General features: G+C 46.4%; 25 protein-coding genes and 1 tRNA gene. 19 read left to right on the plus strand and 7 right to left on the minus strand.

Annotated features, from left to right (window positions below; all coding sequences use genetic code 11):
* On the plus strand, positions 1-1,059 hold a 1,059-nt coding region (locus J2Z34_RS06515; protein WP_209459063.1), incomplete at its 5' end, for a Cna B-type domain-containing protein.
* Between the two features lie 352 nt (positions 1,060-1,411).
* Positions 1,412-2,080, plus strand: coding sequence for a hypothetical protein (locus J2Z34_RS06520; RefSeq protein ID WP_209459064.1), 669 nt, complete (start codon positions 1,412-1,414; stop codon positions 2,078-2,080).
* A gap of 32 nt (positions 2,081-2,112) precedes the next feature.
* Here the strand turns inward: J2Z34_RS06520 and J2Z34_RS06525 are convergent, their stop codons facing one another.
* The 3 genes from J2Z34_RS06525 to J2Z34_RS06535 form a co-directional block, all read right to left on the minus strand.
* Entirely contained in the window at positions 2,113-2,700 is a 588-nt protein-coding gene (locus tag J2Z34_RS06525) for a DedA family protein (protein WP_245250541.1), read from the minus strand.
* A gap of 146 nt (positions 2,701-2,846) precedes the next feature.
* On the minus strand, positions 2,847-3,440 hold the full coding sequence (locus tag J2Z34_RS06530) for a 4Fe-4S binding protein (RefSeq protein WP_209459066.1): 594 nt from the start codon (positions 3,438-3,440) through the stop codon (positions 2,847-2,849).
* A gap of 24 nt (positions 3,441-3,464) precedes the next feature.
* Positions 3,465-3,620 (minus strand): DUF6132 family protein, encoded by a 156-nt coding sequence (locus J2Z34_RS06535; protein WP_245250542.1) that lies wholly within the window; start codon positions 3,618-3,620, stop codon positions 3,465-3,467.
* A 262-nt stretch (positions 3,621-3,882) separates the two neighbouring features.
* On the opposite strand from J2Z34_RS06535, the gene rd reads away from it, so the two are divergent.
* Positions 3,883-4,044: a rubredoxin gene (gene rd / locus J2Z34_RS06540; protein ID WP_209459067.1), complete on the plus strand. Its 162-nt coding sequence runs from the start codon at positions 3,883-3,885 to the stop codon at positions 4,042-4,044.
* 62 nt (positions 4,045-4,106) lie between these two features.
* On the opposite strand, the gene J2Z34_RS06545 is transcribed toward rd, so the two are convergent.
* Together J2Z34_RS06545 and lgt are read right to left on the minus strand one after the other, a co-directional pair.
* Positions 4,107-4,181: transfer RNA gene (locus tag J2Z34_RS06545), tRNA-Arg, on the minus strand.
* Between the two features lie 130 nt (positions 4,182-4,311).
* Complete coding sequence (gene lgt / locus J2Z34_RS06550; protein ID WP_209459068.1) at positions 4,312-5,091, minus strand: prolipoprotein diacylglyceryl transferase; 780 nt, start codon at positions 5,089-5,091, stop codon at positions 4,312-4,314.
* 108 nt (positions 5,092-5,199) lie between these two features.
* On the opposite strand from lgt, the gene J2Z34_RS06555 reads away from it, so the two are divergent.
* The gene (locus tag J2Z34_RS06555; protein ID WP_209459069.1) at positions 5,200-5,580 is read left to right on the plus strand and encodes a VOC family protein; all 381 of its coding nucleotides are present in this window, start codon (positions 5,200-5,202) and stop codon (positions 5,578-5,580) included.
* A 31-nt stretch (positions 5,581-5,611) separates the two neighbouring features.
* Here the strand turns inward: J2Z34_RS06555 and J2Z34_RS06560 are convergent, their stop codons facing one another.
* Positions 5,612-6,268, minus strand: a complete 657-nt coding sequence (locus J2Z34_RS06560) for a VTT domain-containing protein (RefSeq protein WP_209459070.1) — start codon at positions 6,266-6,268, stop codon at positions 5,612-5,614.
* Positions 6,269-6,519: 251 nt separating this feature from the next.
* On the opposite strand from J2Z34_RS06560, the gene ord reads away from it, so the two are divergent.
* The 15 genes from ord to J2Z34_RS06635 all read left to right on the plus strand — a co-directional run bounded on the left by ord (position 6,520) and on the right by J2Z34_RS06635 (position 22,834).
* On the plus strand, positions 6,520-7,599 hold the full coding sequence (ord, locus tag J2Z34_RS06565) for a 2,4-diaminopentanoate dehydrogenase (protein WP_209459071.1): 1,080 nt from the start codon (positions 6,520-6,522) through the stop codon (positions 7,597-7,599).
* Entirely contained in the window at positions 7,562-7,876 is a 315-nt protein-coding gene (gene ortA, locus J2Z34_RS06570; RefSeq protein ID WP_209459072.1) for a 2-amino-4-oxopentanoate thiolase subunit OrtA, read from the plus strand. The genes ord and ortA overlap by 38 nt, the downstream gene beginning before the upstream one ends.
* On the plus strand, positions 7,863-9,284 hold the full coding sequence (gene ortB, locus J2Z34_RS06575) for a 2-amino-4-oxopentanoate thiolase subunit OrtB (protein WP_209459073.1): 1,422 nt from the start codon (positions 7,863-7,865) through the stop codon (positions 9,282-9,284). Before ortA ends, ortB begins: the two co-directional genes overlap by 14 nt.
* Before the next feature lie 13 nt (positions 9,285-9,297).
* Positions 9,298-9,687, plus strand: a complete 390-nt coding sequence (locus J2Z34_RS06580; RefSeq protein ID WP_209459074.1) for an ornithine aminomutase subunit alpha — start codon at positions 9,298-9,300, stop codon at positions 9,685-9,687.
* Complete coding sequence (oraE, locus tag J2Z34_RS06585; protein ID WP_209459075.1) at positions 9,668-11,854, plus strand: D-ornithine 4,5-aminomutase subunit OraE; 2,187 nt, start codon at positions 9,668-9,670, stop codon at positions 11,852-11,854. Before J2Z34_RS06580 ends, oraE begins: the two co-directional genes overlap by 20 nt.
* Before the next feature lie 21 nt (positions 11,855-11,875).
* Entirely contained in the window at positions 11,876-13,231 is a 1,356-nt protein-coding gene (locus tag J2Z34_RS06590; protein WP_209459076.1) for a GlmL-related ornithine degradation protein, read from the plus strand.
* 24 nt (positions 13,232-13,255) lie between these two features.
* Positions 13,256-14,374, plus strand: coding sequence for an ornithine racemase Orr (orr, locus tag J2Z34_RS06595; protein ID WP_209459077.1), 1,119 nt, complete (start codon positions 13,256-13,258; stop codon positions 14,372-14,374).
* 140 nt (positions 14,375-14,514) lie between these two features.
* Positions 14,515-15,597: a 3-phosphoserine/phosphohydroxythreonine transaminase gene (gene serC, locus J2Z34_RS06600; RefSeq protein WP_209459078.1), complete on the plus strand. Its 1,083-nt coding sequence runs from the start codon at positions 14,515-14,517 to the stop codon at positions 15,595-15,597.
* Between the two features lie 27 nt (positions 15,598-15,624).
* Positions 15,625-16,533, plus strand: a complete 909-nt coding sequence (locus tag J2Z34_RS06605; RefSeq protein ID WP_209459079.1) for a D-2-hydroxyacid dehydrogenase — start codon at positions 15,625-15,627, stop codon at positions 16,531-16,533.
* 99 nt (positions 16,534-16,632) lie between these two features.
* Positions 16,633-17,880, plus strand: coding sequence for a DUF1015 domain-containing protein (locus J2Z34_RS06610; RefSeq protein ID WP_209459080.1), 1,248 nt, complete (start codon positions 16,633-16,635; stop codon positions 17,878-17,880).
* Between the two features lie 375 nt (positions 17,881-18,255).
* Complete coding sequence (locus tag J2Z34_RS06615; RefSeq protein ID WP_209459081.1) at positions 18,256-19,431, plus strand: ABC transporter substrate-binding protein; 1,176 nt, start codon at positions 18,256-18,258, stop codon at positions 19,429-19,431.
* Between the two features lie 22 nt (positions 19,432-19,453).
* Positions 19,454-20,347: a branched-chain amino acid ABC transporter permease gene (locus J2Z34_RS06620; protein WP_209459082.1), complete on the plus strand. Its 894-nt coding sequence runs from the start codon at positions 19,454-19,456 to the stop codon at positions 20,345-20,347.
* A 4-nt stretch (positions 20,348-20,351) separates the two neighbouring features.
* Complete coding sequence (locus tag J2Z34_RS06625) at positions 20,352-21,374, plus strand: branched-chain amino acid ABC transporter permease (RefSeq protein WP_209459083.1); 1,023 nt, start codon at positions 20,352-20,354, stop codon at positions 21,372-21,374.
* On the plus strand, positions 21,358-22,125 hold the full coding sequence (locus J2Z34_RS06630; protein ID WP_209459084.1) for an ABC transporter ATP-binding protein: 768 nt from the start codon (positions 21,358-21,360) through the stop codon (positions 22,123-22,125). Before J2Z34_RS06625 ends, J2Z34_RS06630 begins: the two co-directional genes overlap by 17 nt.
* A gap of 1 nt (position 22,126) precedes the next feature.
* Positions 22,127-22,834: an ABC transporter ATP-binding protein gene (locus J2Z34_RS06635; protein WP_209459085.1), complete on the plus strand. Its 708-nt coding sequence runs from the start codon at positions 22,127-22,129 to the stop codon at positions 22,832-22,834.
* Between the two features lie 98 nt (positions 22,835-22,932).
* On the opposite strand, the gene clpB is transcribed toward J2Z34_RS06635, so the two are convergent.
* Positions 22,933-25,527, minus strand: coding sequence for an ATP-dependent chaperone ClpB (gene clpB, locus J2Z34_RS06640; protein WP_209459086.1), 2,595 nt, complete (start codon positions 25,525-25,527; stop codon positions 22,933-22,935).
* Positions 25,528-25,531: the final 4 nt, after the last annotated feature.

Here is a 25,531-nt window from a genome sequence, read left to right on the forward strand (position 1 = left end):
TACACTGTAGGACTTGACGAGAGTGAAGTGCCTTCAGGATGGGTACTGTCAGGACCTGTAATGAATGATGCGGGCGTATGGGTATTCACAAATACTAACAACGAGACAACATCACTGTCAGTGCTTAAGACTTGGGTAGGTGCACCTGCTCCGACAAGCGGAACAATAACTGCAAATGTCTATAGAAATGGAGGAGCAACACCTGTAGCTACCTTTGAACTGACATCGCCGACATGGGCACATACCTTCACAGGATTGGACAAGTACGATGATGCAACAGGATTGCCATATACTTACACTGTAGGTCTCGATGAGGCCGATATTAATGCAGCGCTCTGGATGCTGACTGGACCGGTACAGAATGACGCAGGCGTATGGGTATTCACAAATACTTACATCCCGCAGGATGAAACGGCATGGGCAGCAAATACAATGGAGCCAGGAACTATCAGATACACTAACAAGAGCTGGGCAACTTATCTGCAATATACTGGAGGAACTAAGACGGTCGCTATATTCACCGGACAGACTACTTATGTTGGTACTGCAACATTATCACCTATATCAGGCGGAGTAAGGATAGTTATCGCACTTGATGGTTATGAATTCCAGGAAGGTGGAGTTGTTCACATCCAGGGTTACACAAGTACTCCTCCAAAGAAGAATCCTGCAATTGGTAGCTTTACAGCAATTCCAGCATCGGGAACCAGCTTCAGCTTTGACTATCTTGGATCGTATAGCTACTATGGAATCCATATGATGGTGCATGAGGCAACAAATGGAGCTTTGGGTGCCATGATGATTGCTCCGATGGAAATGACTGAAGTAATAACTGCAGACGCGATGATTGAAGAACCTGCTCCAGAAGTACTTGCTCCTTTGGAGGAGCCACCAGCAGAACAGCCACCAGCAGAGCAACCGTTAGTAGAGGAGCTGCCAGTTGAGGAGCTGCCAGTTGAACAACCACCAGTTGAGGAGCCGCCAGTTGACCAACCTCCTGTTGAAGAAAAGCCCGGTAATGGAAATGACAAGGAACCGAATCCCAACAAGAAGGGCTGATCAGCAGGTATGACTCTGATGTTGTAATGTATGAAGCAGTAGTGTCGTTCAGAATGTATTGATGTCGAACTATGGGGTTGTGGGCTACCATGACCCCATTTCAAATGTCAGTTATAATAAATAATTCGATTTTCTCCTCGAAAATCGAAAGGAAAAGTATCCTGTGGATTTACATTGATACAACTCTTAAGCGATAGCAGCTTGTCATATAGGACCAGCAAGGGCCTCGGTGGTAACACCGGGGTTTCCTTTGGCTAATTTATGTACGCTGTAAATTTTCCATGAAGCTGTTTGGAGACGAACTGTCGTGTTATAGAGGGTATATAATGGAGATAAATAAGGAGGTGGAATCATGGGTCTGTTCAGTAAATTGACTGGTAAGGACAGGGCAGAAAGCTGGAAACTTCTAAGCGAGGAGATGGGTGCTCAATTCATTGACAGAGGGATGCTAAAGGGTGGTCCTAAGGTTGTAGCTACCTACAAGAACTGGGAAATCGAAATGGATATGTATAGTGAGACTAATAATACCGGACCTGCTGGCCATGATAACCATAATCACAGCACAACGACTAATTACACAAGGATAGTGGCTCCATTTGTGAAAAAGAGTGACTACAATCTTACAGTATATCGGGAACATGGCTTGAGTAAAGCTATGAAGATATTCGGTGGCCAGGACATTGAGATTGGCAATCCTGAATTTGACAAGAACTACAGGGTGAAGAGCAATGATGCAGAGCAGACGGTAGGACTTTTCATGAATGAGAAATTCAACAAAATGGTAACCGAAAATATTGGTAATGGTATGTTGGAGATTAGCGACATCAAGGGAATATTTACGAAGAAGGAAAATGTCACAATGGGCAAAGTATCTTATGTGGTAGTCGGTGAGATACTCGACCATGAATGGCTGAAATCATTGTTTATGATGATGGGCTATACACTTGATCAGATGGTTGAGATCGGGAAGGCATCTGAGAAGCCGGTAAGTGAAGTTGCTTATGCGCATGATGACAAATGAAAAAAATCCTGGGCTTTAAACCCAGGATTTTTCTATGCCGCTTTTCTGCCAGTGTAAATCTTGTATCCGATGAATCCTGCTATGGCAATGAAAATGGCGCCATATGCCACATTGCTGTAGATGTCCATGAACTCGAGCACCTTTTCCCAGTTTTCACCGAGCATTGCACCCGCAGTTACAAGTGCTGTATTCCAGATCAGAGTACCGAGAGTAGTATATAGAAGGAATAAATTGAATTTCATCTCAGCCATTCCGGCTGGGATAGAAATCAGACTCCTTAATATCGGCACCATCCTGCAGAAGAAGATTGTCCTGTAGCCATATTTGTCGAACCATGCGTCAGCCTTGTCGAGGTCTGATACCTTAAGCCTGAGGATATGGCCGTATTTTGTTACTATGACATCAAGCCTTTCCCTGTTCAGGATATGACCAATGTAGTAGAGGATTACGGCTCCAAGAAGGCTTCCGATTGTCGCTGCAATGATGGTTCCAATTACCGTCATGCTTGTGCTTGTGGTCATGAATCCTCCGAAGGTAAGTATGACCTCGGAAGGAATGGGAGGGAAAACATTTTCGAGCAATATCAGTAAAAATGTTCCTATGTATCCGAATTTTTCCATGATTTCAATGATATAAGATTGCATTTGTGTACCTCGCTATAATATTAGGCTAAAAGCCATACCCACATATTATAACCCAAATATTAACAGCATCTGAAATAATTGATGAAATTCTTCAGCAAATATGGTGAAAACTCCTGGAAAAATCAGGCACTATTCTTAAGTGATGTATTTGGTTTTTTTCCATCGATAATAATCATGTCTGATATGGTTGATACAGGACACACGGTACACCAGGTCCTCGGCCTGTAAAGGGCTCCCAGGATAAGACCGAATATGGTTGTGGTCATCATCATGGAGTACATCCGAAATGACAGGTGCGTCAGCCATGGGGCTAAACCTTCTATGCTAAGAAGCTGAGGGAATTGAATGGGTATTGGTATTACAATCATGAACCTTGGATAGAGTATAGGCATCATCTTTCCTGCAGCAACCCTTATTGTAGACATGGTTACAAAAAACAGGCTGATGCTGAAATATACCAGTATGATCTTCTTAAGGTCACCGTTAAGGATGAACTTGGGAATCATTCTTGTGCTTTTCTTCTTGAACTTTCCAAGTGTCGTAAAAAGACTTGCCCTTGGACAGTAGCCTGTACACCAGGTTTTCTTTTTATCCCTGTATGCGAGGACAAATGGCAGAACCATGCATATGGTTCCGAGAATTGAAAAATGAATGTTGATTATGCCGAGTGTAAAAAACGCGACAGTGGCAAGATAAAGATATTTGTTGTTTCGCAAATTGTCACCTCTGTTTTTCTTTTGTTATGCCAGAATCAATCCCATAACAGCACCGTATATTATTGATCTTATTGGACTTGATGTTATCGGACAGCTTCCGGTTCTGCAACCTACAATTTTGTAATAAAGGAATCCGAGGACTCCACCTATGATCGTACCGGTAATGTATCTTAATATCATTCTTTTCACTCCCTGTTGTTTGGATTCGTTGGATAATTTTATTCTGATTTGCTCTATCATCCATGGGGACGATACTTGAATTATACGCAGCGCTGCATAGGGTGTCAATAATTGTTTATTGATTATCAAGGATAATTGGTTTATAGATTAAACAATAGTTAACTGGATGTTAAAAATCAATGCGAGAATGATTATCCATTGTATATGCTTTTTTATAGGAATATAATGTTGTCATATCAAATGAGGAAGAGAGGTAACTATTATGAAAGGCTATGTTTGTATGGTTTGCGGCTATATCTATGATCCGAAGGTTGGGGATCCTGATAACGGAATAAAGCCAGGAACTTCTTTCGAGGATCTTCCTGATGACTGGGTATGTCCACTGTGTCAGGCACCAAAGAGCGACTTCGAACCAGAAGAGTAAGACAAGTTCCAAAAGAATTGCAAAAACAACAAAACCCCTTGATAATCAAGGGGTTTTGTCCATGGTACCCTCAACGGGAATCGAACCCATATCTAATCCTTAGGAGGGACTTATTCTATCCATTGAACTATGAGGGCGGGTACAAAAGCTATTGTATAATAATGGGACTGGGATGTCAATAAAATGTGCGGGTTGTATTGAAAATTTTTCGGCATTTTCAGCCGGATTTTCAGTGCCCGCACTTGGTTATCAGGTAATAGTTTACTTCTATGCCTTTTTCTTTCGGGTCAATATAAGCATTACTATTCCGAATGCTATCGCAAGGAGCGAGATTATCTGGGCCTGCCTTAGTCCCAGGAACATCAGGCTGTCGGTCCTGAGACCTTCAACTGCGAATCTGCCAATTGAGTACAGAATCATGTACCAGTAAATGAGGCTTCCATCTGCGCCTTCCTTCTTCTTCCCGTACAGATACATCAGGACTGCGAAGACCAGAAGGTTCCATATGCTTTCATAAAGGAAGGTTGGATGGTAATAGGTTCCCCCTATAAACATTCCGTTTTGGATGAATTCAGGGAACATTGATATGAATTCTTTGGTTACCGGCCCGCCGTGGGCTTCCTGATTGAAAAAGTTGCCCCATCTTCCTATAGCCTGAGCAAGGGGTATTGTAACAACTGCTGCATCAGCCATCTTGAGTACGTAGCTGAGAGTCTTCTTGTGGACGGCCTTGTATATTAGTACACCGATTGCAGCTCCAATAAGACCGCCATGTATCGCAAGACCTCCGCCTCTCACATCAAGTATCTTGAGCAGGTCTCCCTTGTACTGGTCCCACTCGAAAATTACATAGTAAAGTCTTGCGCCAATCAGAGCGATAGGGAATGCATAAAGGAAGGCATCTGTAATGTGGTCGAAGTCAGCTTCCTCCCTCCCCCTTTTTGTGTTGAACCAGGTAGCTGTTAGAGCTGCCAGGACTCCAATGGTTATCATTACGCCATACCAGGCGATTTCTAATCCGAAAATATCAAATGCGACAGGGTTCATATTGCACCTCGTGTTCTTTTTTGTTCAATTATATCACAGCCAACCTTTAAGATTTCTTATAAGGCAACCAAGGTGTATCATGGAGTAAACGGATAGAGGTGAATTACTATGAGGATAGCCCATGTAGCAATCTGGACCAGAGACATCGAGGTTATGAAGGAGTTCTACTGCACATATTTCAAGGGAGTGGCAAATGAAAAGTATGTAAATGAGAAGAAGGGCTTTGAGTCGTATTTTCTTAGGCTTGAAGGTGATGCGAGCCTGGAGCTCATGAGGAGAACAGACATTAAAGGTGAGCCGTCTGCAGGATCAGTAGGATTTGCACATATTGCATTTGATGTAGGCAGCAAAGAAGCGGTAGACCAGATGACAGAAAGACTGGCTGATTCGGGATATGTCCATAAGGATGGTCCAAGGACTACGGGAGACGGGTATTATGAGGCGGTGTTCCTCGATCCGGAAGGCAACCTGATTGAAATAACATGCTAGAAATTAAGGGATGCAATTGAGCATCCCTTTTTCATGCCTTATTTTTCCAAAGTCCCTCCATCCTTCGCCGAACGAGGAAAACAGTGGCAGGTACCATTGAAATTCCCATAATCAGAAATATAAGGAGATGAAATTTGTCCTGCACAGCTTCAATGTTTCCGAAAAGAAATCCCACTAAAGAGTAGAGTAAGGCCCATATTATATTACCAATTATGTTGAAGACAGCAATATCCCTGTACTCAACGCGGGTGAAACCAGCAACGAAAGGATTTAGTCCTCTGGCTACAGGCACGAACCTGGAAATGAGGAATGAACGCCTTCCCTTGTGCTTATAGAAGTTTTTTGCCCGTTCCCAGTCATCATGCCTGATAAACCTGTGGAATGTAGCAGCGTCATATCTGCCGCCGAAATATCTACCTATATGAAAATTTAGCAAATCTCCAAGTATGGTTGCGATAATGAATCCTGCAATGAGTATTGGAAGAGACAAATCTCCCCTTGCAGCGAAAGCCACTGCTCCGACAAGAAGCGAGTCTCCGGGCAGGAATGCAGTTATGACACCACCAGTCTCCATGAAGATCATCACGAAAAGCACCAGATAGGCGTAGGGTCCAATATTTTGGATCAGATCTGCAATGTGAGTGTCAAAATTGGACAGGTACCTGATAGTTTCGTATATCCAGCTCATCCTTTACCTCCCTTGCCCTTTATATAACTGTATAGCAAGAATCAGGGATTTGTCTGAACCAAATCTTACCAATTGGTAAACAATTGCGAAAAATAAACTTATGGAGTTGCTTGTCCAATCACCTCAGGGGGTTACAAAACATCAGCGCATTTGATATGCTTAAATTAGATGAATAAAAGGTTTACATTGCATAAAGACAATAGATAATTGGTATAAGAAGTATATTTTATTTTAATAGAGGTGAGTTTTTGATGATCAAGGTGGTTGGATGGGGCGTAGGGAAAATGGGCAGGGGTATCCTGGACATGCTCATGAAAAAGCAGGGAATCGAAGTAGTCGGTGCGATAGGGAGGACAACCGGGGTCGGGAAGGATCTTGGCGAACTTCTGGGATTTGACAGCCCTGTTGGAATTAAGGTTGATAATGATGCGGAGAAGGTGCTCTCATCTGCAAGACCTGATGTAGTGATACTTTCAATAAGCTCATACGTAAGGGGAGTTGCAGATGAAATAGAGCTTTGCGCAAGATATGGAGCAGATGTCATTACCATTGCGGAAGAGATGGCATATCCATTCCGGACCGAACCCGAATTGTCTAAGAAGATAGACAGCATGGCCAAGGACCATGGCATAACTGTACTTGGGACAGGGGTAAATCCGGGCTTTGTGCTGGATTCCCTTATTGCCGCACTTACCTATGGGACAAGGAGCGTCAGGCAGATCAAGGCCAGAAGGGTGAATGACCTGTCGCCTTATGGGAAGACGGTCATGGAGGAACAGGGAGTGGGACTATCCATGGAGGCGTTCATAGAAGGAGTGAAAGATGGACAGATACACGGCCATATCGGGTTCCTGCAGTCAATACCAATGATCGCTGATGCATTAGGTCTGGAGTATGACGAGATAGTTGAGACAAGGGAACCTATAATGTCCACTGTTGAAAGAAAGACTGACCTGGTCGACATAAAACCTGGAATGACGGCAGGCTGCAGCCATTCTGCTGTCGCATACAGGAACGGGGTTCCTGTGATAACCCTTGAGCATCCTCAGCAGGTGAGGCCGGAGCTTGAGGGGATAGAGACCGGTGATTTCATTGACATTTATGGCGATCCGGACCTGCATGTGGTGATCAGGCCTGAGACTCCTGGCGGTATAGGTACCATAGCATCCGCAGTCAACATAATTCCGCAGGTTCTGTCATCGCCTCCAGGGCTCCTTACAATGATGGATATGACTATACCACACTGCATCATGGATGACTTCAGGAATCACATAGGCAAAGGAGGAAATATCCGTGAAGGTTCAAAAGGGGACATGGGTCAGGATACATAGAGTTATCCTAAAGCCTGAAGAAAGGGCTGAAAACCTGCCTGAGGATACTGCGAAGGTTCCTCTCGAAGCCTGGACAAAGGGATTTCTTATGGAGGGGTCTGAAACTGGGGAGAATGCTGTAATCCAAACCCTGACCGGAAGGACGGTATCCGGCACCCTTGTACAGGTCAATCCAACCTATGACCATGGATTCGGAGAAGAATTCATCCCGGAGATACTATATATAGGAAGGGACTTAAAAAAACTCATCGGGGAGGGCAGCCATGACGAAGGATGATAGCTACCGGGCAGTAATGGACAGAAGAAACGAAATCATGAAAAAGGCGATTGGCATGGATTATTCCAGCTTCGAGATTTCGCCGCTTTCATTCGATTATGAGGCTCTTATGTCATCAACCGGCTATTCCCTTGAAGACTGCATCAGAATCCAGCATGACGCAGGAGTAGGCAATTCACCTCTTCTTGAGCTTAAGAACCTTACAAATGCTGCAAGGCTTGTTGCAGGTGGAAGGAAAGGCGCAAGGATATTCATCAAGGATGAAGCATCCAACCCTTCCGGAAGCTTCAAGGACAGGAGAGCTGCAATCTCAGTACACCATGCAAAAAAGCTTGGATACAAAGGGGTGGTGGCTGCAACCTCGGGCAATTATGGCGCAGCCGTAGCGTCGCAGGCAGCCATGAAGAACCTCAAATGCATCGTGCTACAGGAATGCTTTGATTCAAAGGGAGTTGGTCAGCCTGAAATACTTGAGAAACAGCGAAAGTGTGAATCACTTGGTGCTGAGGTAATTCAGCTGTCAGTAGGACCGGAACTTTTTCACACATTTCTCCTTATACTTGAGGAGACTGGGTATTTCAACGCATCGCTTTATTCGGCATTTGGGATAGCGGGAATTGAGACTCTTGGATATGAGATAGCGGAGGAGACTTTGAGACGGTTCGGCAAGCATCCTGAAGCAGTGGTTATAACCCATGCCGGGGGAGGAAACCTTACTGGTACAGCAAGGGGTCTTTTAAAGGGTGGGGCAGCTGAAACTAAGGTGATCGGCGCAAGTGTCGACCTTTCAGGCCTCCATATGGCATCAGATACAGACTTCAACAGGAAGTCCTTCACCACAGGCCACACTGGTTTCGGAGTGCCCTTCGCATCATACCCGGACAGGTCCGACGTACCGAGAAGCGCAGCCAGGGCCCTGAGATACATGGACAGGTACCTTACTGTTAGGCAGGGCGAAGTATTCTACATGACTGAGGCACTTGCCCAGCTGGAGGGACTTGAAAGAGGACCTGCAGGCAATACATCGCTTGCTGCAGCGTTTGCCTTATCAATGGAGATGGACAGGGATGAGATCATAGTGGTGCAGGAGACAGAATACACAGGTGCAGGAAAGCATCATCTTGCCCAGCTTTCATTCGCAAGACAGCACGGCATTGAAATATCAATAGGTGACCCGGCAACTGAGGTTCCAGGAAGATCAATAGTGCTGCCTTCTTCGCCGGAGCTTATTCGCCCGGTTGAAATAGACATGCTGAAGCTGAGAAGGTCTCTGGCTGGAAATCTCCTGAACCTGCGACAGGTAAAGTCAGTTGATCAAAGAGATATCCGGTTTCTCCTGGATGAGACGAGGCTTGACCTCAAAGAGGTTATAGGGATACTTGACGACAATGGGGTGGTTCATCCCTGATGGAGGGATAAATATGGCATTGAAGAGAGAAGATGATTTTGAATTAAGAAGAGAGCACCTTAAATCCCTTAGCGATGATGAGCTGAAGGAAAGGTTCTTTATGCTTTCAGAAGTTGTGACAGACCCGCTCATAGAGCTTGCAAAGAATAGCACAACCCCATCGATCGAGAGGTCTGTGCTGCTTAGGATGGGATTTTCGAGCATTGAAGCGAAAGAGATTGTGGAGAGGATAATCGATGCCGGCCTCATGGGAAAAGGAGCGGGGAATGTGGTCCTAAGGGTTTCAGAGAAGCTCGGGACTTATTATCTGACCACAGGACGCGAGATGGCAGAAGGATTGCACATGGATCTGGCAATTGAAGCCTTCAGGGGAGGTTTGGGAAATGGATCTCAGAAAAGATGAAAAGATAGACATCGATGAGATACTGAAGGATCTTGCCTCTTACAGGCCGAAGCGATATGGCTGGCACTGGAGGGAGAAGGCGGAAGGCATCAGAATGGGTCCGTTTGAATACAGGGAAATGACGAAGCCCCTTGAAAACAGCGTACCGCTTCCTTCATCCAAGTATTTTGGTGGAATTGACCCGCAGTGCGGTCCTGTCATTACAACTGAAATAGCTTCGGGAAGATTTGAGGATGATATTCGCAGGATGAGGATGGCAGCATGGCATGGCGCAGACCATATCATGGTGATAAGGACTGCCGGGCAGAGCCACTATGACGGACTCATAGAGGGTACGCCGCAGGGGATAGGAGGCATTCCCATAACCAGGAAGCAGGTGAGGGCACAGAGGAAGGCTCTCGACCTGATAGAGGAAGAAGTCGGACGGGAGATAAACTATCATTCCTATGTGTCTGGAGTTGCAGGTCCTGAGATTGCTGTCATGTTCGCCGAAGAAGGAGTCAATGGGGCACATCAGGATCCTCAGTACAATGTGCTGTACAGGAACATCAACATGGTCAGGTCCTTCGTTGATGCGGGAGAAGCCAAATGCATAATGGCATATGCTGGAATGGCTCAGATTGACGGGGCCCACAATGCAAATGCGACTGCCAGGGAGGCGTGGAAGGTGCTTCCGGAGCTGATAGTGCAGCATGCTATTAATTCAGTGTATTCCCTTAAGGCTGGTATCAGTAAGGAGAACATATGCCTTTCCACTGTGCCGCCGACAGCACCTCCGGCACCATGCATGAGGCTGGACCTGCCATATGCAGTGGCCTTGCGTGAGCTGTTTAGCGGCTTCAGGATGAGGGCGCAGCAGAATACAAAGTACATGGAGTCTGACACAAGAGAAGCTACTGTAACCCATGTCCTAAATCTCCTTATATCCGAGCTGACAGGAACTGACATACAGTCAACAATAACCCCTGATGAGGGAAGAAACGTACCGTGGTCCTATAACAACATTGCGGCGGTTAGCACAGCAAAGCAGGTTTTTGCAGGACTTGACGGTCTGATGGACATGATATGCCTGAAGGATACAGGTGACCTAAGGGAGAAGGTCAGGGAAATCAAGGAGAGGGCAGTCCTCTTCATGGAGGAGATAATAGAGGCGGGGGGATACTTCAAGGCGGTGGAGAATGGATTCTTCGTGGATTCGGGGTACTATCCCGAGAGAAATGGAGATGGAATAGCAAGGCGGATTGATGGCGGAGTTGCGGCAGGGACAGTTTACAAGAGAGACGATGACTATATGGCTCCTGTAACGGCACATTTCGGTAATAATCAACTGCCCGAAGGGACATTAAGACCATCAGACCTCATTGGAGGTTCAACATTCGAAAGGCATGAGAAGATAGCGTACATCGACGAGCTTGATCCGGAAGACAATGTCACAGTCAGGCTCAATGATTCAAGGCAGTATTTCTCGAGGGAGCATATAATGCCCGAGGCGGAATGGGCCGGGGACGGGGTAGTACTTCAGACCATGATGCTTCCTTTTGATGAAGAGACCGCAAAGGCTGCTGCCCTGGAGATTGGAAGGAAGCAGGGCCTTAAGGATGTAGAGGTGGTACACACCCTTGTTATGCAGCCTGCTGAAGGCACACTTGTTGAAATCAGGGGAAGGGTTGCATTTGACCTGGACGCGGCAAGCCTTGAAATCATGAGGAAGCCTGAGCTCCTGTCCGAAGAGGAAATAAGGAAAGAAATATCTGAAAGACCCATGAGGATAATCGGAGGAACTTTGGGTGAAGACGAACATTCGGTAGGTCTTCGGGAGATAATCGACATCAAGCATGGCGGGATAGAGAAATATGGAATTGAATGTATTTACCTTGGAACCTCCGTGCCTGTTGAAAAGATGATAGATGCAGCTGTTGAAGCGGATGCCGATGCGGTCCTTGCCAGCGTGATAATAAGTCATGACGGAATACATTACAGGAATCTGAAGAAGCTTTGCGACACTGCGATTGAAAAGGGCGTAAGGGAAAAACTCATCATCATCGGTGGTGGAACCCAGATATCAGATAAGCAGGCTATGCTGACAGGGATCGATGCAGGCTTCGGAAGAGGCACGAAGGGTATACAGGTGGCTGACTTCCTGGTAAGAAATAGACTTGAAAAATAGTGATTGGAGGTGGTGGTATCCATGGAATGCGATGTGCTCGTTGCTGAAATAGGTAGCACGACCACCAAGCTCAATGCGTTCAAGGAGATTGACGGAAGATGGCAGTATCTTGGTCAGGGCCAGGGCGCGACAACCGTAGCTGAAGGGGATGTGACAATTGGCCTGAAGAATGCTTCGGAAGACCTCTGCTTTAGGCTTGGGTGCAGTGAAATAACAGGTAAGGAATTCCTTGCCTCCTCAAGTGCGGCAGGCGGGCTCAGGATGACGGTGCATGGGCTTGTCCAGGACATGACCGTCAAGGCAGCGAGGGAGGCAGCTTTAGGCGCAGGCGCCAATGTCAGTCTGGTGACATCGGGCAAGCTAAGGAAGAGCGACATTGAAAAGCTAAAGTCCATTTCGCCTAATATCATCATGATAGCGGGAGGGCTTGACTTCGGCGAGAGGGAAACTTCTCTCCATAACGCAAGGGTGATAAGGGAATCAGGACTCAAGGCACCGGTAATCTATGCCGGCAACATAGAGAACCAGGACGAGATAAGAAGCATCCTCGATGGTTATGAAGGGAAAGTCTATATTGTGGACAATGTATACCCGAGGATAGACGTGCTGAATGTGGAGCCTGCAAGAAGGGTGATACAGAAGGTGTTTGAAGAGCACATCATGGAAGCGCCCGGGATGCACAAAGTGCGGGAAATGGTAAATGGAAGGATAATGCCTACTCCGGGGGCAGTCATGGAGGCTGCGAAGCTTCTTTATGAATCTCTGGGAGACCTTCTGGTCATTGATGTCGGTGGTGCGACGACCGATGTGCATTCTGTGGCTGAAGGTTCAGAAGAGATATCAAGGATCCTCATGGCGCCTGAACCCCTCGCAAAGAGGACTGTCGAGGGTGACCTTGGAGTGTATGTCAACAGATGGAATCTTGCAGACCTGATTGGCATTGATGAGCTTGAGAAGGAATTCGGGAAAGTTGCAAGTGAGCTGGTAAGGGACCTGAGGCCTATCCCGTCAGAGGAACTTGAATTGAGAATGGCATCAAGACTTGCTGAAAAGGCTGTCGAAGTTTCAGTCAGAAGACATGCCGGAGTCACAAGGCATCTGTATGGTGAAGCAGGAGGAAGGCGAATGGCAGCTGAAGGAAAGGACCTTACATCTGTGAGGCATATCATAGGTACTGGCGGTGCATTATCAAGGCTTCAAGGTGGCAGGCACATACTGGAGGGAATCCAAAGGATTGGAAAGGGAACTGAGCTTCTTCCCAAGAATGAGGCCGAGGTGCATCTGGACACGAGGTATATCATGGCGTCTGTCGGTGTAATGGCGGGGAGCTACAGGGAAGGAGCCCTTGAGCTCCTAAAGTGGAGCCTGGAGATCTGATCCGGGCAAAAGGGAGGTGAGGACATGTATCCGCAGGTAGAGGTGGATCTTAAGAAGATTGAAAGAAACACTCAGACCATGGTCCATGACCTCGGTAAGAAGGGTATCAGCGTAATGGCCGTTACTAAGGGTTTCGGGGCCAAGAGGGAAATAGTTCAGGCAATGCTAAAAGGCGGTGCACAGTTTATAGCAGATTCAAGGATACAGAACCTGAAGAAGCTTAAGGATATTCATGCCAAAAAAGTACTTCTGAGACTTCCGCAAAAGAGCGAAATTGATGATGTGGTCCTTTATGCGGACTACAGCCTGAATTCTGAAATAGAGACGCTGAGGCTTCTTGGCGCATCTGCAATCAGAAGAAGAAAGGTACACAAGGTCATAGTAATGGTAGACCTTGGAGACTACAGGGAGGGCATCAGGTACCACAGGGTTCCTGATTTCTGCAGGGAAGCTGTTAAGGTCAGTGGAGTTGAGATAGCCGGCTTCGGGGTTAACCTCACCTGCTTCGGAGGAGTCATACCAGAAAGCGATACGCTTAAGAGGCTTGTGGATATAACCGAGGCGATGAAGAAGGAAAACAGCCTGAATATCGAGATAGTTTCGGGTGGAAGTTCATCCAGCGTCTACCTGCTTTATGAGAATGAAGGATTCCCTGAGGGAATAAATAACCTGAGGCTCGGAGAGGTGATCCTGCTTGGAAAGGAAACAGCCTTTGGAAGGCATCTTGAAAAGCTGCACGACGACAACTTCATATTGAAGGCACAGATCATAGAGGTCAAGGAGAAGCCATCCGTACCTCATGGCAGGATCGGTATGGATGCATTCGGAAACAAGCCTGTTTATCGCGACAGAGGCATCATAAAGAGAGCGATAGTTGCAATCGGGAAGCAGGATGTGGACCCTTCAGCAATATATCCGCTTGAACCTGATGTGGAAATCATAGGGGCAAGTTCAGACCATATGATTATGGATGTTTCAAAGTCCGTCAGGGAGTATAATGTAGGTGATGTACTCAGGTTCGGGCTCAAGTATGGCGGATTGCTGAGCCTGATGACTTCGATGTATGTAGATAAGGTGTATCTTGAGGATGGAATACCGCTCAGCATCGATGAGATGGGGGTCAATCTTGAGGTGACAGTATGATCTTTAGCAGATTAATCTGATAAACGTACGATTATTTGAAAAAGTGATTTTACTTTCGTGTATTTGCATGCAATAATAGTAATACGACATTCAATAGTTAAATAATTGTCAGAATTGACTATCAGAAAAGGAGATGCGAAATGACTAGAATCTACAATTTTTCAGCCGGTCCTTCAATGCTGCCAGTAGAGGTCCTTGAGAAAGCAGCATCCGAAATGCTCGACTACAACAACTCAGGTATGTCCGTTATGGAAATGAGCCACAGGAGCAAGGTCTATGATGGGATAATCAAGGAAGCGGAAGCCAAATTCAGAAAGATCATGGGAGTCCCTGACAACTACAAGGTGCTTTTCCTTCAGGGCGGAGCAACTCTCCAGTTTGCCATGGTTCCACTGAACCTTCTGACAGGCAGCGGAAAGGCTGACTACGTGGTCAGCGGAAATTTCTCGAACAATGCATACAAGGAAGCCCAGAAGTTCGGAACCATAAACCTCGCCGGTACTTCAAAGGCAGACAACTATGCACATATTCCGCAGCAGGACGAACTGACGCTTGACCCTGAAGCAGACTACCTGCACATCTGCACGAACAACACGATCTACGGAACCACTTGGAAGTATATACCTGAGACCGGAAATGTGCCGATAGTCGCTGACATGTCGTCATGCATCCTTTCAGAGCCTGTGGATGTATCAAAGTACGGATTGATATATGCCGGAGCCCAGAAGAACATGGGACCTGCAGGACTGACAGTTGTCATAATCAGAGAGGACCTGGCTGGAAAGACTCAGCCGACGACCCCTGTTATGCTGGACTACAAGGTCATGATAGACAATGATTCAATGTACAACACGCCTCCTACCTACGGGATATATATTCTGAAGCTGGTCCTTGAGTGGATCGAGAAACTAGGCGGTCTTGTTGAGATGGAGAAGATCAACAAAGCAAAGGCGAAGGTACTATATGATTTCCTGGAAGAGAGCAAGATGTTCAAGAGCACTGTTCTTGAGAGAGACAGGTCAATGATGAACGTCACATTCAAGACTGGTGATGAAGCTCTGGATGACAAGTTCGTAAAGGAATCGAAAGCGGCAGGATTCGAGAACCTTAAAGGACACAGGGCAGTGGGAGGAATGAGAGCATCAATTTACAATGCGATGCCGACTGAAGGTATCGTCAAGCTCGTTGAATTCATGAGGGAGTTCGAAGCAAGAAATTCATAAAAAAATCGAATATTTCCGGAGGGTATGATGATAAGGATACTGGCTGCAGACGGCCTTGAAAAAAGCGCCGTCTCAAAACTTGAAAATCTTGGCTATGAGGTAGTTTCAAAGTTTTATGAACCAGAGGAGCTGAAGGAAAGGATCAAAGAGTTTGATGCTTTGGTTGTGAGGTCTGCTACAAAAGTAAGGCAGAATCTCATAGACGAAGCCCTGACGGCAGGCAGGCTGAAACTCGTGATAAGGGGCGGTGTAGGCGTCGATAACATAGATGTCGCCTATGCAGAAGAACATGGCATTGCTGTGAGGAACACCCCGAAAGCCTCAAGCGTATCTGTTGCGGAGCTTACAATCGCACATATGCTGAACATAGCTAGATTCATACACATCTCAAACCATACGATGAGACTTGGCCAGTGGAACAAGAAGAAGTACGAAGGAATTGAGCTTTCGGGTAAGACCCTTGGGCTCATAGGAATGGGAAGGATAGCGAAGGAAGTGGCGGTTAGGGCCCGGGCGCTTGGAATGGAAGTGGTCTACACCAACAGGACAGGACCCAAGGTTGAAAATGAGCCATACAGGTATATGGAGCTGGAGGAGCTTTTAAGTACCTCCGATTTCATATCGCTGCACATGCCCAAGCCTTCCGACAAGAAACATATCATAGGAACTGAAGAGATAGCTCTCATGAAGGATGGAGTTTACCTCGTCAACACCTCAAGGGGCGGACTCATAGATGAGGATGCGCTTTGCGATGCCCTGGATTCAGGGAAGATATCGGCGGCTGCTCTTGATGTATTCAGCGAGGAGCCGACTAAGAGCGAGAGAGTCTACACCCATGACAAGATATCCCTCACTCCCCATATAGGTGGAGCCACTAAGGAGGCGCAGGAGAAGATAGGCGCTGAGATCGTGGCTATAATTACAGATTTCTTTTAAAAATGAAGCACGGCGCACGTTCCTACATGGAACTCTATAGTTCCATGCGGAACGTGCGCAAAGTCTAATATATGAAAATATGGAGGTTACTGAAGAGATATGGCAACAATCAAACCCTTTCGCGCACTTAGGCCAAGAGAAGACCTTGCTGACAAAGTGGCTGCACTGCCCTACGATGTCATGAATTCCGAGGAGGCAAGGGAAGCCGTTAAAGGCAACCCATACTCCTTTTTACATGTTGATAAAGCGGAGATTGACCTTCCTGTGGGGACCGGCCTATATGACAAGGCGGTATATGAGAAGGCAAAAGAAAATCTATACGGATTTGCAGATAGCGGCGTATTTATAAGGGAAGACAGGAAAGCCCTCTACATATACAGGCTCATTATGGATGGCTATTCTCAGACTGGCCTTGTGGTCTGTACGTCGATTGACGACTATCTGAACAATGTCATCAAGAAGCATGAATTCACGAGAGCCGACAAGGAAGAGGACAGGATAAGGCACGTTGACACTACAAATGCCCACACAGGCCCGATCTTCCAGACCTATATCGCGAAGGAATCGATAACAGGCATAATTGAGGCATACAAGGCTGAAAATATGCCCTGCTATGACTTCGTGGCAGATGATGGAATCTCACATACGGTCTGGGTGATTAAGGATGATGCTGTAATAGAAAGGCTTGAAAAGGAATTTTCTTCAGTTGAATCACTATATATCGCTGACGGACACCACAGGGCAGCTTCTGCGGTAAGAGTTGGTGTAATGAGACGAGGCGCAAAGCCTGATTTCACGGGAGAAGAGGAGTTCAACTATTTCCTGTCGGTTCTGTTCCCAAGCAATGAGCTGAGGATAATGGACTACAACAGGGTCGTAAAGGACCTTAACGGAATGTCAGAGGAAGAATTCATTGCCAGGGTGGCTGAGAAGTTTAGAGTGACAAGATATGAAGGCGAGGGACAGCTTAAACCTTCGAGGAAGCATACATTCGGAATGTTCCTTGGCGGAAGCTGGTACGAGCTTGAAGCGAAGGCCGGAACATACGATGAATCGGATATACAGAAGAGGCTTGATGTGGCAATAATGCAGAACAACCTTCTGCACCCGATACTTGGCATAGAGGATCCGAGAACCGACAAGAGGATTGATTTTGTCGGAGGAATCAGAGGACTTGCTGAACTTGAAAGGCGGGTAAGCCTGGATATGAAGGTAGCGTTCTCAATGTTCCCGACAACCATAATGGACCTTATTGATATCGCTGATGCCGGAGAGGTAATGCCTCCAAAATCCACATGGTTCGAACCGAAGCTGAGAAGCGGATTGTTCGTTCATACACTCGACTGATATCATTGGCAGGATCGCATTGATCCTGCCAGCTCCGCTTTGAAGTGTCGGAAAATTCTGATGTTTTTATGAAGAGTACAAAATGACTTCTTCTGTCAACCTGATGCGGAATGGCAATTTATTTGAGATATTTGGATTTATATGCAAAAATCTGATAAATATCGGAGTAAATTTACGAAACAATCAATCTTATGCTATAATAATGCTAATTCGATATTATATATTTTGCGGAAATACCAAATCGATAGCCCGGATTTGTTCTCCGTGAATATACATTTGACTTTGAATGGCGGTGGCATTAGACTTAAATCACAAATATTCAATAGTTTCGTTACCCTTTATTAACAAATACACAAAAACATGGGAGGGAAAAACATGAAAAAGAAGCTAATCGCTGCGGTAATGACAGCAACAATGGCAATGGTGGTTGCAGCAGGCTGCGGAGCAAAGGCACCTACCACGCCGACGACACCTAATACCCCTACAACAGCAGGAGTAATCAAGATCGGTGTATTCGAACCACTTACAGGCGCAAGCGCTGCAGGCGGCGAGATGACACTTGAAGGAATCAAGCTTGCGAACGAAAAGGTAAGCGAAGTTCTTGGAATGAAGGTCGAGCTTGTGGTTGTTGACAACAAGTCTGACAAGGTTGAGGCAGCAAACGGCGTATCAAGGCTTATCGAGAGTGAAAAGGTAGTTGCGATCATAGGAAGCTACGGAAGCTCGCTTTCAATGGCTGCAGGAGATATCGTCATGAGAGCCCAGGTACCGGCTGTCGGATGCTCACCGACTAATCCGCTTGTAACACTTAACAATGACTACTACTTCAGAGTATGCTTCATAGATCCTTTCCAGGGAACTGTAATGGCAAACTATGCGATACAGGAGCTTGGAGCAAAGACAGCAGCTATAATCCAGGACGTTCAGCAGGATTACTCCGTTGGACTTTCGACTTACTTCGTTAAGGCGTTCAAGGAGAAGACCGGAGATGCGAACAGCATAGTTGGAACTGCTTCATATAACACCGGAGACCAGGACTTTACAGCACAGCTTACAAACATCAAGGAAAAGAACCCTGATGTCATATTCGCACCTGGCAACTACGGCGAATCAGCACTCCTTATAAAGCAGGCAAGAGAGCTTGGAATCACTACTCCAATACTTGGAGGAGACACATGGGAAGCTCCAGACTTCCTTGAAATCGGCGGAGAAGCAGTTGAAGATGCAGCCTACAGCTCACACTTCACAGCTGCAGCACCAGTAACTGAAGTTTCAAAGACTTTCCTTGCAGACTTCAAGGCAAAGTACAACGAGGATGCAAATGCATTTGCAGCTTTGGGATATGATGCTTATATGCTTATAATCGATGCTATAACAAGAGCAAACTCTACTGATTCTGTAAAGATCAGGGACGCCATTGCAGCTACGAAGGATTTCGTAGGATCCACTGGCAACATAACTCTTGATGCAAACGGCGATGCAGTTAAATCTGCAGTCATCAACAAGGTTGTTGACGGCAAGTTCGAATATTTCACGACAATAGAACCATAGGACTTAAATTGGAGGTTGAAAAATGAGTATTCAGGGATTATTCCAGCACCTGGCCAACGGCATATCCCTAGGGAGCCTTTATGCCCTGATAGCTATAGGCTACACGATGGTGTATGGGATCCTAAGGCTGGTCAATTTCGCACACGGCGACATATTCATGCTTGGAGCGTATCTAACCTTCTATGGCATGACCTATCTGCCGCTGCCATGGTGGCTGGTATTCCTATTGGCTTCCGTGACAACTGGCTTTCTTGGATTTCTCCTTGAAAAGCTGGCCTACAAGCCCCTCAGGGGACAGCCAAGGATAACGATACTCATATCAGCCATCGGAGCTTCGTTTCTGATTGAGAATGTTGCGATACTGGTATTCGGGGGAAGGCCAAAGGCCTTCCCTGTACCTGATATCTTCAAAGGTGTGCTTGTCGTAGGCGGAGTATCTATTTCTACTGTTACCTTTGTTATACCAGTTGTTACACTTGTACTTCTTTTCCTACTGACCTGGTGGATAAACAAGACGAAGACAGGAATGGCAATGAGAGCGCTGTCGAAGGAATATGAGGCGGCAAGTCTCATGGGAATAGACATCAACTCGATAATATCCATTACCTTTTTTGTGGGTTCCTTTCTCGGCGCAGTCGGTGGAATATTATGGGGCATCAAATACCCGCAGCTGGTTCCACTCATGGGTATCATTCCCGGTATAAAATGCTTTATCGCTGCAGTCATCGGGGGTATCGGCAACATCAAGGGTGCGGTGGTTGGAGGTTTCATTCTGGGACTCGGAGAGATACTGCTGGTAGCTTTCCTGCCTGCTCTTACAGGCTACAGGGATGCCTTCGCGTTCGTGCTCCTCATACTCATCCTCCTTGTGAAGCCTACAGGTCTCATGGGAGAGAAAATGGCGGAGAAGGTGTGAAGACATGAAAAAAGGTAAATTGACTAAATATGTTGTCATGCTGGTTGTCGCAATAGCTTTGCTCTTCGCTGCGAACCTTTTCCTGGACAGCTATCAGCTAAGGATTATAAACCTCTGCGGTATATATGTAATACTGGCGCTGTCGATGAATCTCATCAATGGATTTACAGGTCTGTTCTCGCTTGGACATGCCGGATTCATGGCTGTCGGAGCGTATACAGTAGGACTTCTTACGATGAACCCTACTACCAAGCAGATGAATTTCTATATGAAGCCGATAGTTCCCTGGCTTGCAGAGGTGGAGCTGGGATTCCTGCCTGCTATTCTATTAGCGGGGATCGTCACGGCATTTGTGGCGCTTCTTATTGGTGCTCCTGTGCTGAAACTCACTGATGATTATCTGGCAATAGCAACTCTGGGATTTTCTGAGATAATCAGGATACTCCTGACAAACATGCAGAGCGTAAGCAATGGCGCCCTTGGACTGAAGGGTATCCCGAACAGGGCAACCACTCCGTGGACATGGGGTTTAGCAATATTTACGATAATCGTAATGACACTGCTGATCAACAGCAGCTATGGAAAGGCCTTCAAGGCAATCAGGGAGGATGACATAGCGGCAAGGTCAATGGGAATAAACATATTCAGCCATAAGCTTCTCAGCTTCGTAATTGGAGCTTTCTTTGCCGGAGTCGGCGGAGGACTTATGGGTTCACAGCTTGGTACTATTTCACCTGACTTCTTCAAGTTCACCTATACCTTCAACATACTGCTTATAGTAGTACTTGGTGGAATGGGAAGCATTAAGGGTAATGTGGTCTCAGCCATTGTCATAACAATTGCAATGGAGGTCCTGAGGTTCCTTGATGGACCGCTGAACCTTGGCTTTACTGTGCTGCCGGCACTTCCAGGCTTGAGGATGGTTGTATTTTCCCTTATCCTCATGTTGGTAGTACTTTTCAGGAAGGACAGCAAGATATCGAAAAATATCATGCTGGCGGTGAAGAAGCATGCTAAGACTAAATAATGTAACTATGAAATTTGGCGGTGTAGTAGCCGTCAACGAATTCAATGCGACAGTTGACGACGGATCCATAGTAGGTCTTATCGGTCCTAATGGAGCGGGCAAGACCACTGTCTTCAATATGGTCACTGGTGTGTACAAGCCTACCTCAGGCGACATAACCTATACCAAGGGAGACAGAGAGCTTAAGGTAGCTGACAAGAGGCCTGACCAGATAGCTAAGGCAGGAATATGCAGGACATTCCAGAACATAAGGCTTTTCAAGGAGCTGACAGTGCTTGAGAATGTCTTTATTGGAAACCACCTGAGGATAAAGTCAGACGTCATATCAGCAAGCTTAAGGCTGCCGAACTATGTGAAGGAAGAGAAGGCTTTTTATGATAAGTCGGAGTATCTTCTGAAAAAGGTAGGACTGTATGAGGAAAGGAACGAACTTGCTTATTCGCTTCCATACGGTAAGCAGAGAAGGCTTGAGATAGCGAGAGCACTTGCAACAGACCCTGAACTGCTTCTTCTTGATGAACCTGCTGCAGGCATGAATCCACAGGAGACAATTGAACTCATGGGATTCATATCAGACATACGCAAGGAATTCAACCTGACCATTTTCCTAATCGAACACCACATGGATGTTGTTATGGGAATATGCGACAAGATATTCGTACTTGACCATGGTGTACTGATAGCTGAAGGTAACGCTTCAGAAATACAGAATAATCCAAGGGTCATCGAAGCTTACCTGGGGGTGGACTAGAATGCTTAAGATAGAGAACCTTAGCGTAAGCTACGGAGGAATCAATGCCCTCAGAGGAGTCAACCTTCAGATCGAGGAGAACAAGATTGTCACACTCATAGGCTCCAATGGAGCCGGGAAATCTTCTACGCTAAGGGCCATAATGGGACTGGTAAAGAAGGAAGGCAAAGTGACCTATGACGGGGAAGACCTGTCATCACTGAAGACCAAGGACATTGTAAAAAAAGGGATAGTTCTCGTTCCTGAGGGCAGGAAGGTATTCTCGAACCTTACAGTCGAGGAAAACCTGATCCTTGGAGCCTACACAAGGAACGACAAGGATGGCATAAAGAAGGACATGGACAACGTGTACGACCTGTTTCCAAGGCTTAAGGAGAGATCCTGGCAAAAATCCGGAACACTCTCCGGCGGTGAGCAGCAGATGCTTGCAGTCGGCAGGGCGATGATGACAAAGCCTAAGATACTCATGATGGATGAGCCTTCACTGGGTCTTGCTCCGATACTAGTCAAAGAGATCTTCTCAATAATCAAGGAGATCCACAGGCTCGGAAACACAATACTCCTTGTAGAACAGAATGCAAAGAAGGCGCTTGAGATAGCTGACTATGGCTATGTTCTCGAGACCGGAAGCCTTGTCCTTGAAGGTCCGGGAAAAGAGCTCCTTGTCAACGACAAGGTAAAGGAAGCATACCTCGGAGAGTCAAAGTAGCATCCTGTAAATTTTTAACATAATGAAATATTGTAAATAAAGAAAGTTCAAAGCCCTAACTTCAATGGAGCCATCCATTGAAATTAGGGCTTTGTTCGTTATTCTTTTTCTTTTCTTATTGTGAGCCTTCCGTTAGCTGCAGTAATCTCCACTGTAGAACCATCAGTCACTTCCCCTGATATCAGCGCTCTTCCCAGAAGAGTTTCAAGGCTTGACTGTATGTACCTCTTGAGAGGTCTTGCGCCATAGACCGGATCGTATCCTTCATCGATTATGAGGTCCTCGGCAGTCTGGTCAAGAGTCAGGGTTATATCCCTTCCTGAAAGCCTTCCCTGGAGGTCCTTGATCATCAGACCGGCTATCTTTCTGATTTCAGTCTTCATGAGAGGCTTGTATAGGACAATGTCATCAAGCCTGTTAAGGAATTCAGGCCTGAAGGTGGACCTGAGCTCCCTGAAGACCATATCTGAGGCTTCTTTCGATATGCTGCCGTTAGTGTCTATACCTTCCATGATATACTGAGAGCCAAGGTTGGACGTGAGTATGATGACTGTATTCTTGAAGTCCACGGTCCTTCCCTGTGAGTCAGTTATCCTTCCGTCATCAAGTATCTGAAGCATTATGTTGAATACATCCCTGTGGGCCTTTTCAATTTCGTCGAACAATATTACCGAGTATGGCTTCCTTCTGACTGCCTCAGTCAGCTGGCCTCCCTCCTCATAGCCTACGTATCCCGGAGGTGCTCCAATCATCCTTGCTACGGAATGCTTCTCCATGTACTCTGACATGTCGATCCTCACAAGGTTATCCTCGCTGTCAAAAAGTGCCTCAGTAAGTGCTTTTGCAAGCTCTGTCTTTCCGACCCCTGTAGGCCCGAGAAACAGGAAAGAGCCTATGGGTCTGTCCGGATCCTTGATTCCTGCCCGGGACCTGATAATGGCATCTACAACCTTAGAGACTGCCTCATCCTGTCCGATGACTCTCTTGTGTAGTATCTCATCAAGCTTAAGGAGCTTTTCACGCTCACCCTCCACCATCTTGGACACAGGTATTCCTGTCCATCTGGATACTATCTTTGCAATCTCTTCAGGAGTGACGCTTTCCCTGAGAAGGGCGTTACCTGAATCTCCTACTTTTTCCTTCTTCTCCGCAAGCCTTTTCTCGAGCTCGGGAAGCCTTCCGTATTTAAGCTCAGCTGCCTTGTTAAGGTCATAGGTCCTTTCTGCTTCAGCAATCTTGTGCATCACATCATCGATTTCTTCCTTTATTGAGCTCAATCCCTTGATCTTTGACTTCTCATCTTCCCATTTGGAGGTGAGGGCAGCCATCTTGTCTTTCTTTTCTGCGATATCTCGTCTTAGGGATTCTAGCTTCTTTATGCTGTGCGGATCAGTTTCCTTCTGCATCGAGACCTCTTCGATCTCAAGTACCATGATGTCCCGCTTTATTTCATCGATCTCCGTTGGCATTGAGTTAAGCTCTGTCTTGATGAGCGCACAGGCTTCGTCGACCAGGTCTATTGCCTTGTCCGGGAGGAACCTTTCGGTTATATACCTGTGGGACAGGATTGCAGCCTGTATCAGGGCAGAGTCCATGATGGTCACTCCATGGTATATCTCGTACCTTTCTTTGAGGCCCCTCAGTATCGACACTGTCTCCTCGACGCTTGGCTCGTCGATCATTACAGGCTGAAACCTCCTTTCAAGAGCCGAATCCTTTTCAATGTATTTCCTGTACTCGTCGAGAGTAGTCGCACCGATGCACCTTAGCTCACCACGGGCAAGTAGAGGCTTCAGCATATTGCCTGCATCCATGCTTCCCTCGGCCTTTCCTGCTCCAACAATATTGTGGAGCTCATCTATGAAGAGTATTATGCTCCCTTCGCTCTTCTTTACTTCATCAAGGACAGCTTTCAGCCTTTCTTCGAATTCACCTCTGTACTTGGCACCGGCTACCAGGGCTCCCATGTCCAGGGACCATACGGTCTTGTTCTTGAGATTTTCCGGGACGTCGCCTCTTACTATCCTTTGTGCAAGGCCTTCAACCACTGCTGTCTTTCCAACACCGGGCTCTCCGATCATGACTGGATTGTTCTTGGTTTTTCGTGAAAGAATTCTTATCGTATGCCTTATCTCCTCGTCACGGCCGATGACCGGGTCAAGCTTGTTGTCCTTAGCCATCTTGACGAGGTCTGTTCCGTATTTAGCCAGAGCATCGTAGGTACCTTCAGGATTATCAGTATCCACTGTCCTGTTCCCGCGGATCTTCCTCAGCATGGCAAGAAAACTGTCCCTCACGATTCCGAAATTGCCAAAGAGCTTCTTGAGGCTGCTTCCGGAATTATCGATAAGACCAAGCATGATATGCTCGACGCTTATGTAGTGGTCGCCCATCTTTTCCATTTCCTTCTCGGCTGCCATAAGCACCTTGTTTGCATCCATGGATAGAGTAGGCTCACCAGTTGAACCTGATACCTTCGGCATGCGAGACACCAGCTCTTCAGAAGATCTGGTGAATTTTGGCATGTCAATTTCCATTCCTCTGAGTATGTTTGGGATGAGCCCGTCGTTATCAGATAAAAGTGCAGAAAGGAAATGCTCAGGCTCTATCCTTGAATTTCCATTGGCTACTGCTGACCTTACCGCTTCCTGCAGTGCTGTCAGTGCATTTTGTGTATATTGCTCGTTGTTCATTTCT

The sequence above is a fragment of the Youngiibacter multivorans genome (assembly GCF_017873395.1).
Lineage (GTDB): Bacteria > Bacillota > Clostridia > Clostridiales > Clostridiaceae > Youngiibacter > Youngiibacter multivorans.

Excerpts from the sequence above, each read along its gene's own strand:
- J2Z34_RS06520 (WP_209459064.1), top strand. The coding sequence starts at position 1,412 with ATGGGTCTGTTCAGTAAATTGACTGGTAAGGACAGGGCAGAAAGCTGG.
- J2Z34_RS06525 (WP_245250541.1), bottom strand. The coding sequence starts at position 2,700 with ATGGAAAAATTCGGATACATAGGAACATTTTTACTGATATTGCTCGAA.
- J2Z34_RS06535 (WP_245250542.1), bottom strand. The coding sequence starts at position 3,620 with ATGATATTAAGATACATTACCGGTACGATCATAGGTGGAGTCCTCGGA.
- rd (WP_209459067.1), top strand. The coding sequence starts at position 3,883 with ATGAAAGGCTATGTTTGTATGGTTTGCGGCTATATCTATGATCCGAAG.
- lgt (WP_209459068.1), bottom strand. The coding sequence starts at position 5,091 with ATGAACCCTGTCGCATTTGATATTTTCGGATTAGAAATCGCCTGGTAT.
- J2Z34_RS06555 (WP_209459069.1), top strand. The coding sequence starts at position 5,200 with ATGAGGATAGCCCATGTAGCAATCTGGACCAGAGACATCGAGGTTATG.
- J2Z34_RS06560 (WP_209459070.1), bottom strand. The coding sequence starts at position 6,268 with ATGAGCTGGATATACGAAACTATCAGGTACCTGTCCAATTTTGACACT.
- ord (WP_209459071.1), top strand. The coding sequence starts at position 6,520 with ATGATCAAGGTGGTTGGATGGGGCGTAGGGAAAATGGGCAGGGGTATC.
- ortB (WP_209459073.1), top strand. The coding sequence starts at position 7,863 with ATGACGAAGGATGATAGCTACCGGGCAGTAATGGACAGAAGAAACGAA.
- J2Z34_RS06580 (WP_209459074.1), top strand. The coding sequence starts at position 9,298 with ATGGCATTGAAGAGAGAAGATGATTTTGAATTAAGAAGAGAGCACCTT.
- oraE (WP_209459075.1), top strand. The coding sequence starts at position 9,668 with ATGGATCTCAGAAAAGATGAAAAGATAGACATCGATGAGATACTGAAG.
- J2Z34_RS06590 (WP_209459076.1), top strand. The coding sequence starts at position 11,876 with ATGGAATGCGATGTGCTCGTTGCTGAAATAGGTAGCACGACCACCAAG.
- orr (WP_209459077.1), top strand. The coding sequence starts at position 13,256 with ATGTATCCGCAGGTAGAGGTGGATCTTAAGAAGATTGAAAGAAACACT.
- serC (WP_209459078.1), top strand. The coding sequence starts at position 14,515 with ATGACTAGAATCTACAATTTTTCAGCCGGTCCTTCAATGCTGCCAGTA.
- J2Z34_RS06605 (WP_209459079.1), top strand. The coding sequence starts at position 15,625 with ATGATAAGGATACTGGCTGCAGACGGCCTTGAAAAAAGCGCCGTCTCA.
- J2Z34_RS06610 (WP_209459080.1), top strand. The coding sequence starts at position 16,633 with ATGGCAACAATCAAACCCTTTCGCGCACTTAGGCCAAGAGAAGACCTT.
- J2Z34_RS06615 (WP_209459081.1), top strand. The coding sequence starts at position 18,256 with ATGAAAAAGAAGCTAATCGCTGCGGTAATGACAGCAACAATGGCAATG.
- J2Z34_RS06620 (WP_209459082.1), top strand. The coding sequence starts at position 19,454 with ATGAGTATTCAGGGATTATTCCAGCACCTGGCCAACGGCATATCCCTA.
- J2Z34_RS06625 (WP_209459083.1), top strand. The coding sequence starts at position 20,352 with ATGAAAAAAGGTAAATTGACTAAATATGTTGTCATGCTGGTTGTCGCA.
- J2Z34_RS06630 (WP_209459084.1), top strand. The coding sequence starts at position 21,358 with ATGCTAAGACTAAATAATGTAACTATGAAATTTGGCGGTGTAGTAGCC.
- J2Z34_RS06635 (WP_209459085.1), top strand. The coding sequence starts at position 22,127 with ATGCTTAAGATAGAGAACCTTAGCGTAAGCTACGGAGGAATCAATGCC.
- clpB (WP_209459086.1), bottom strand. The coding sequence starts at position 25,527 with ATGAACAACGAGCAATATACACAAAATGCACTGACAGCACTGCAGGAA.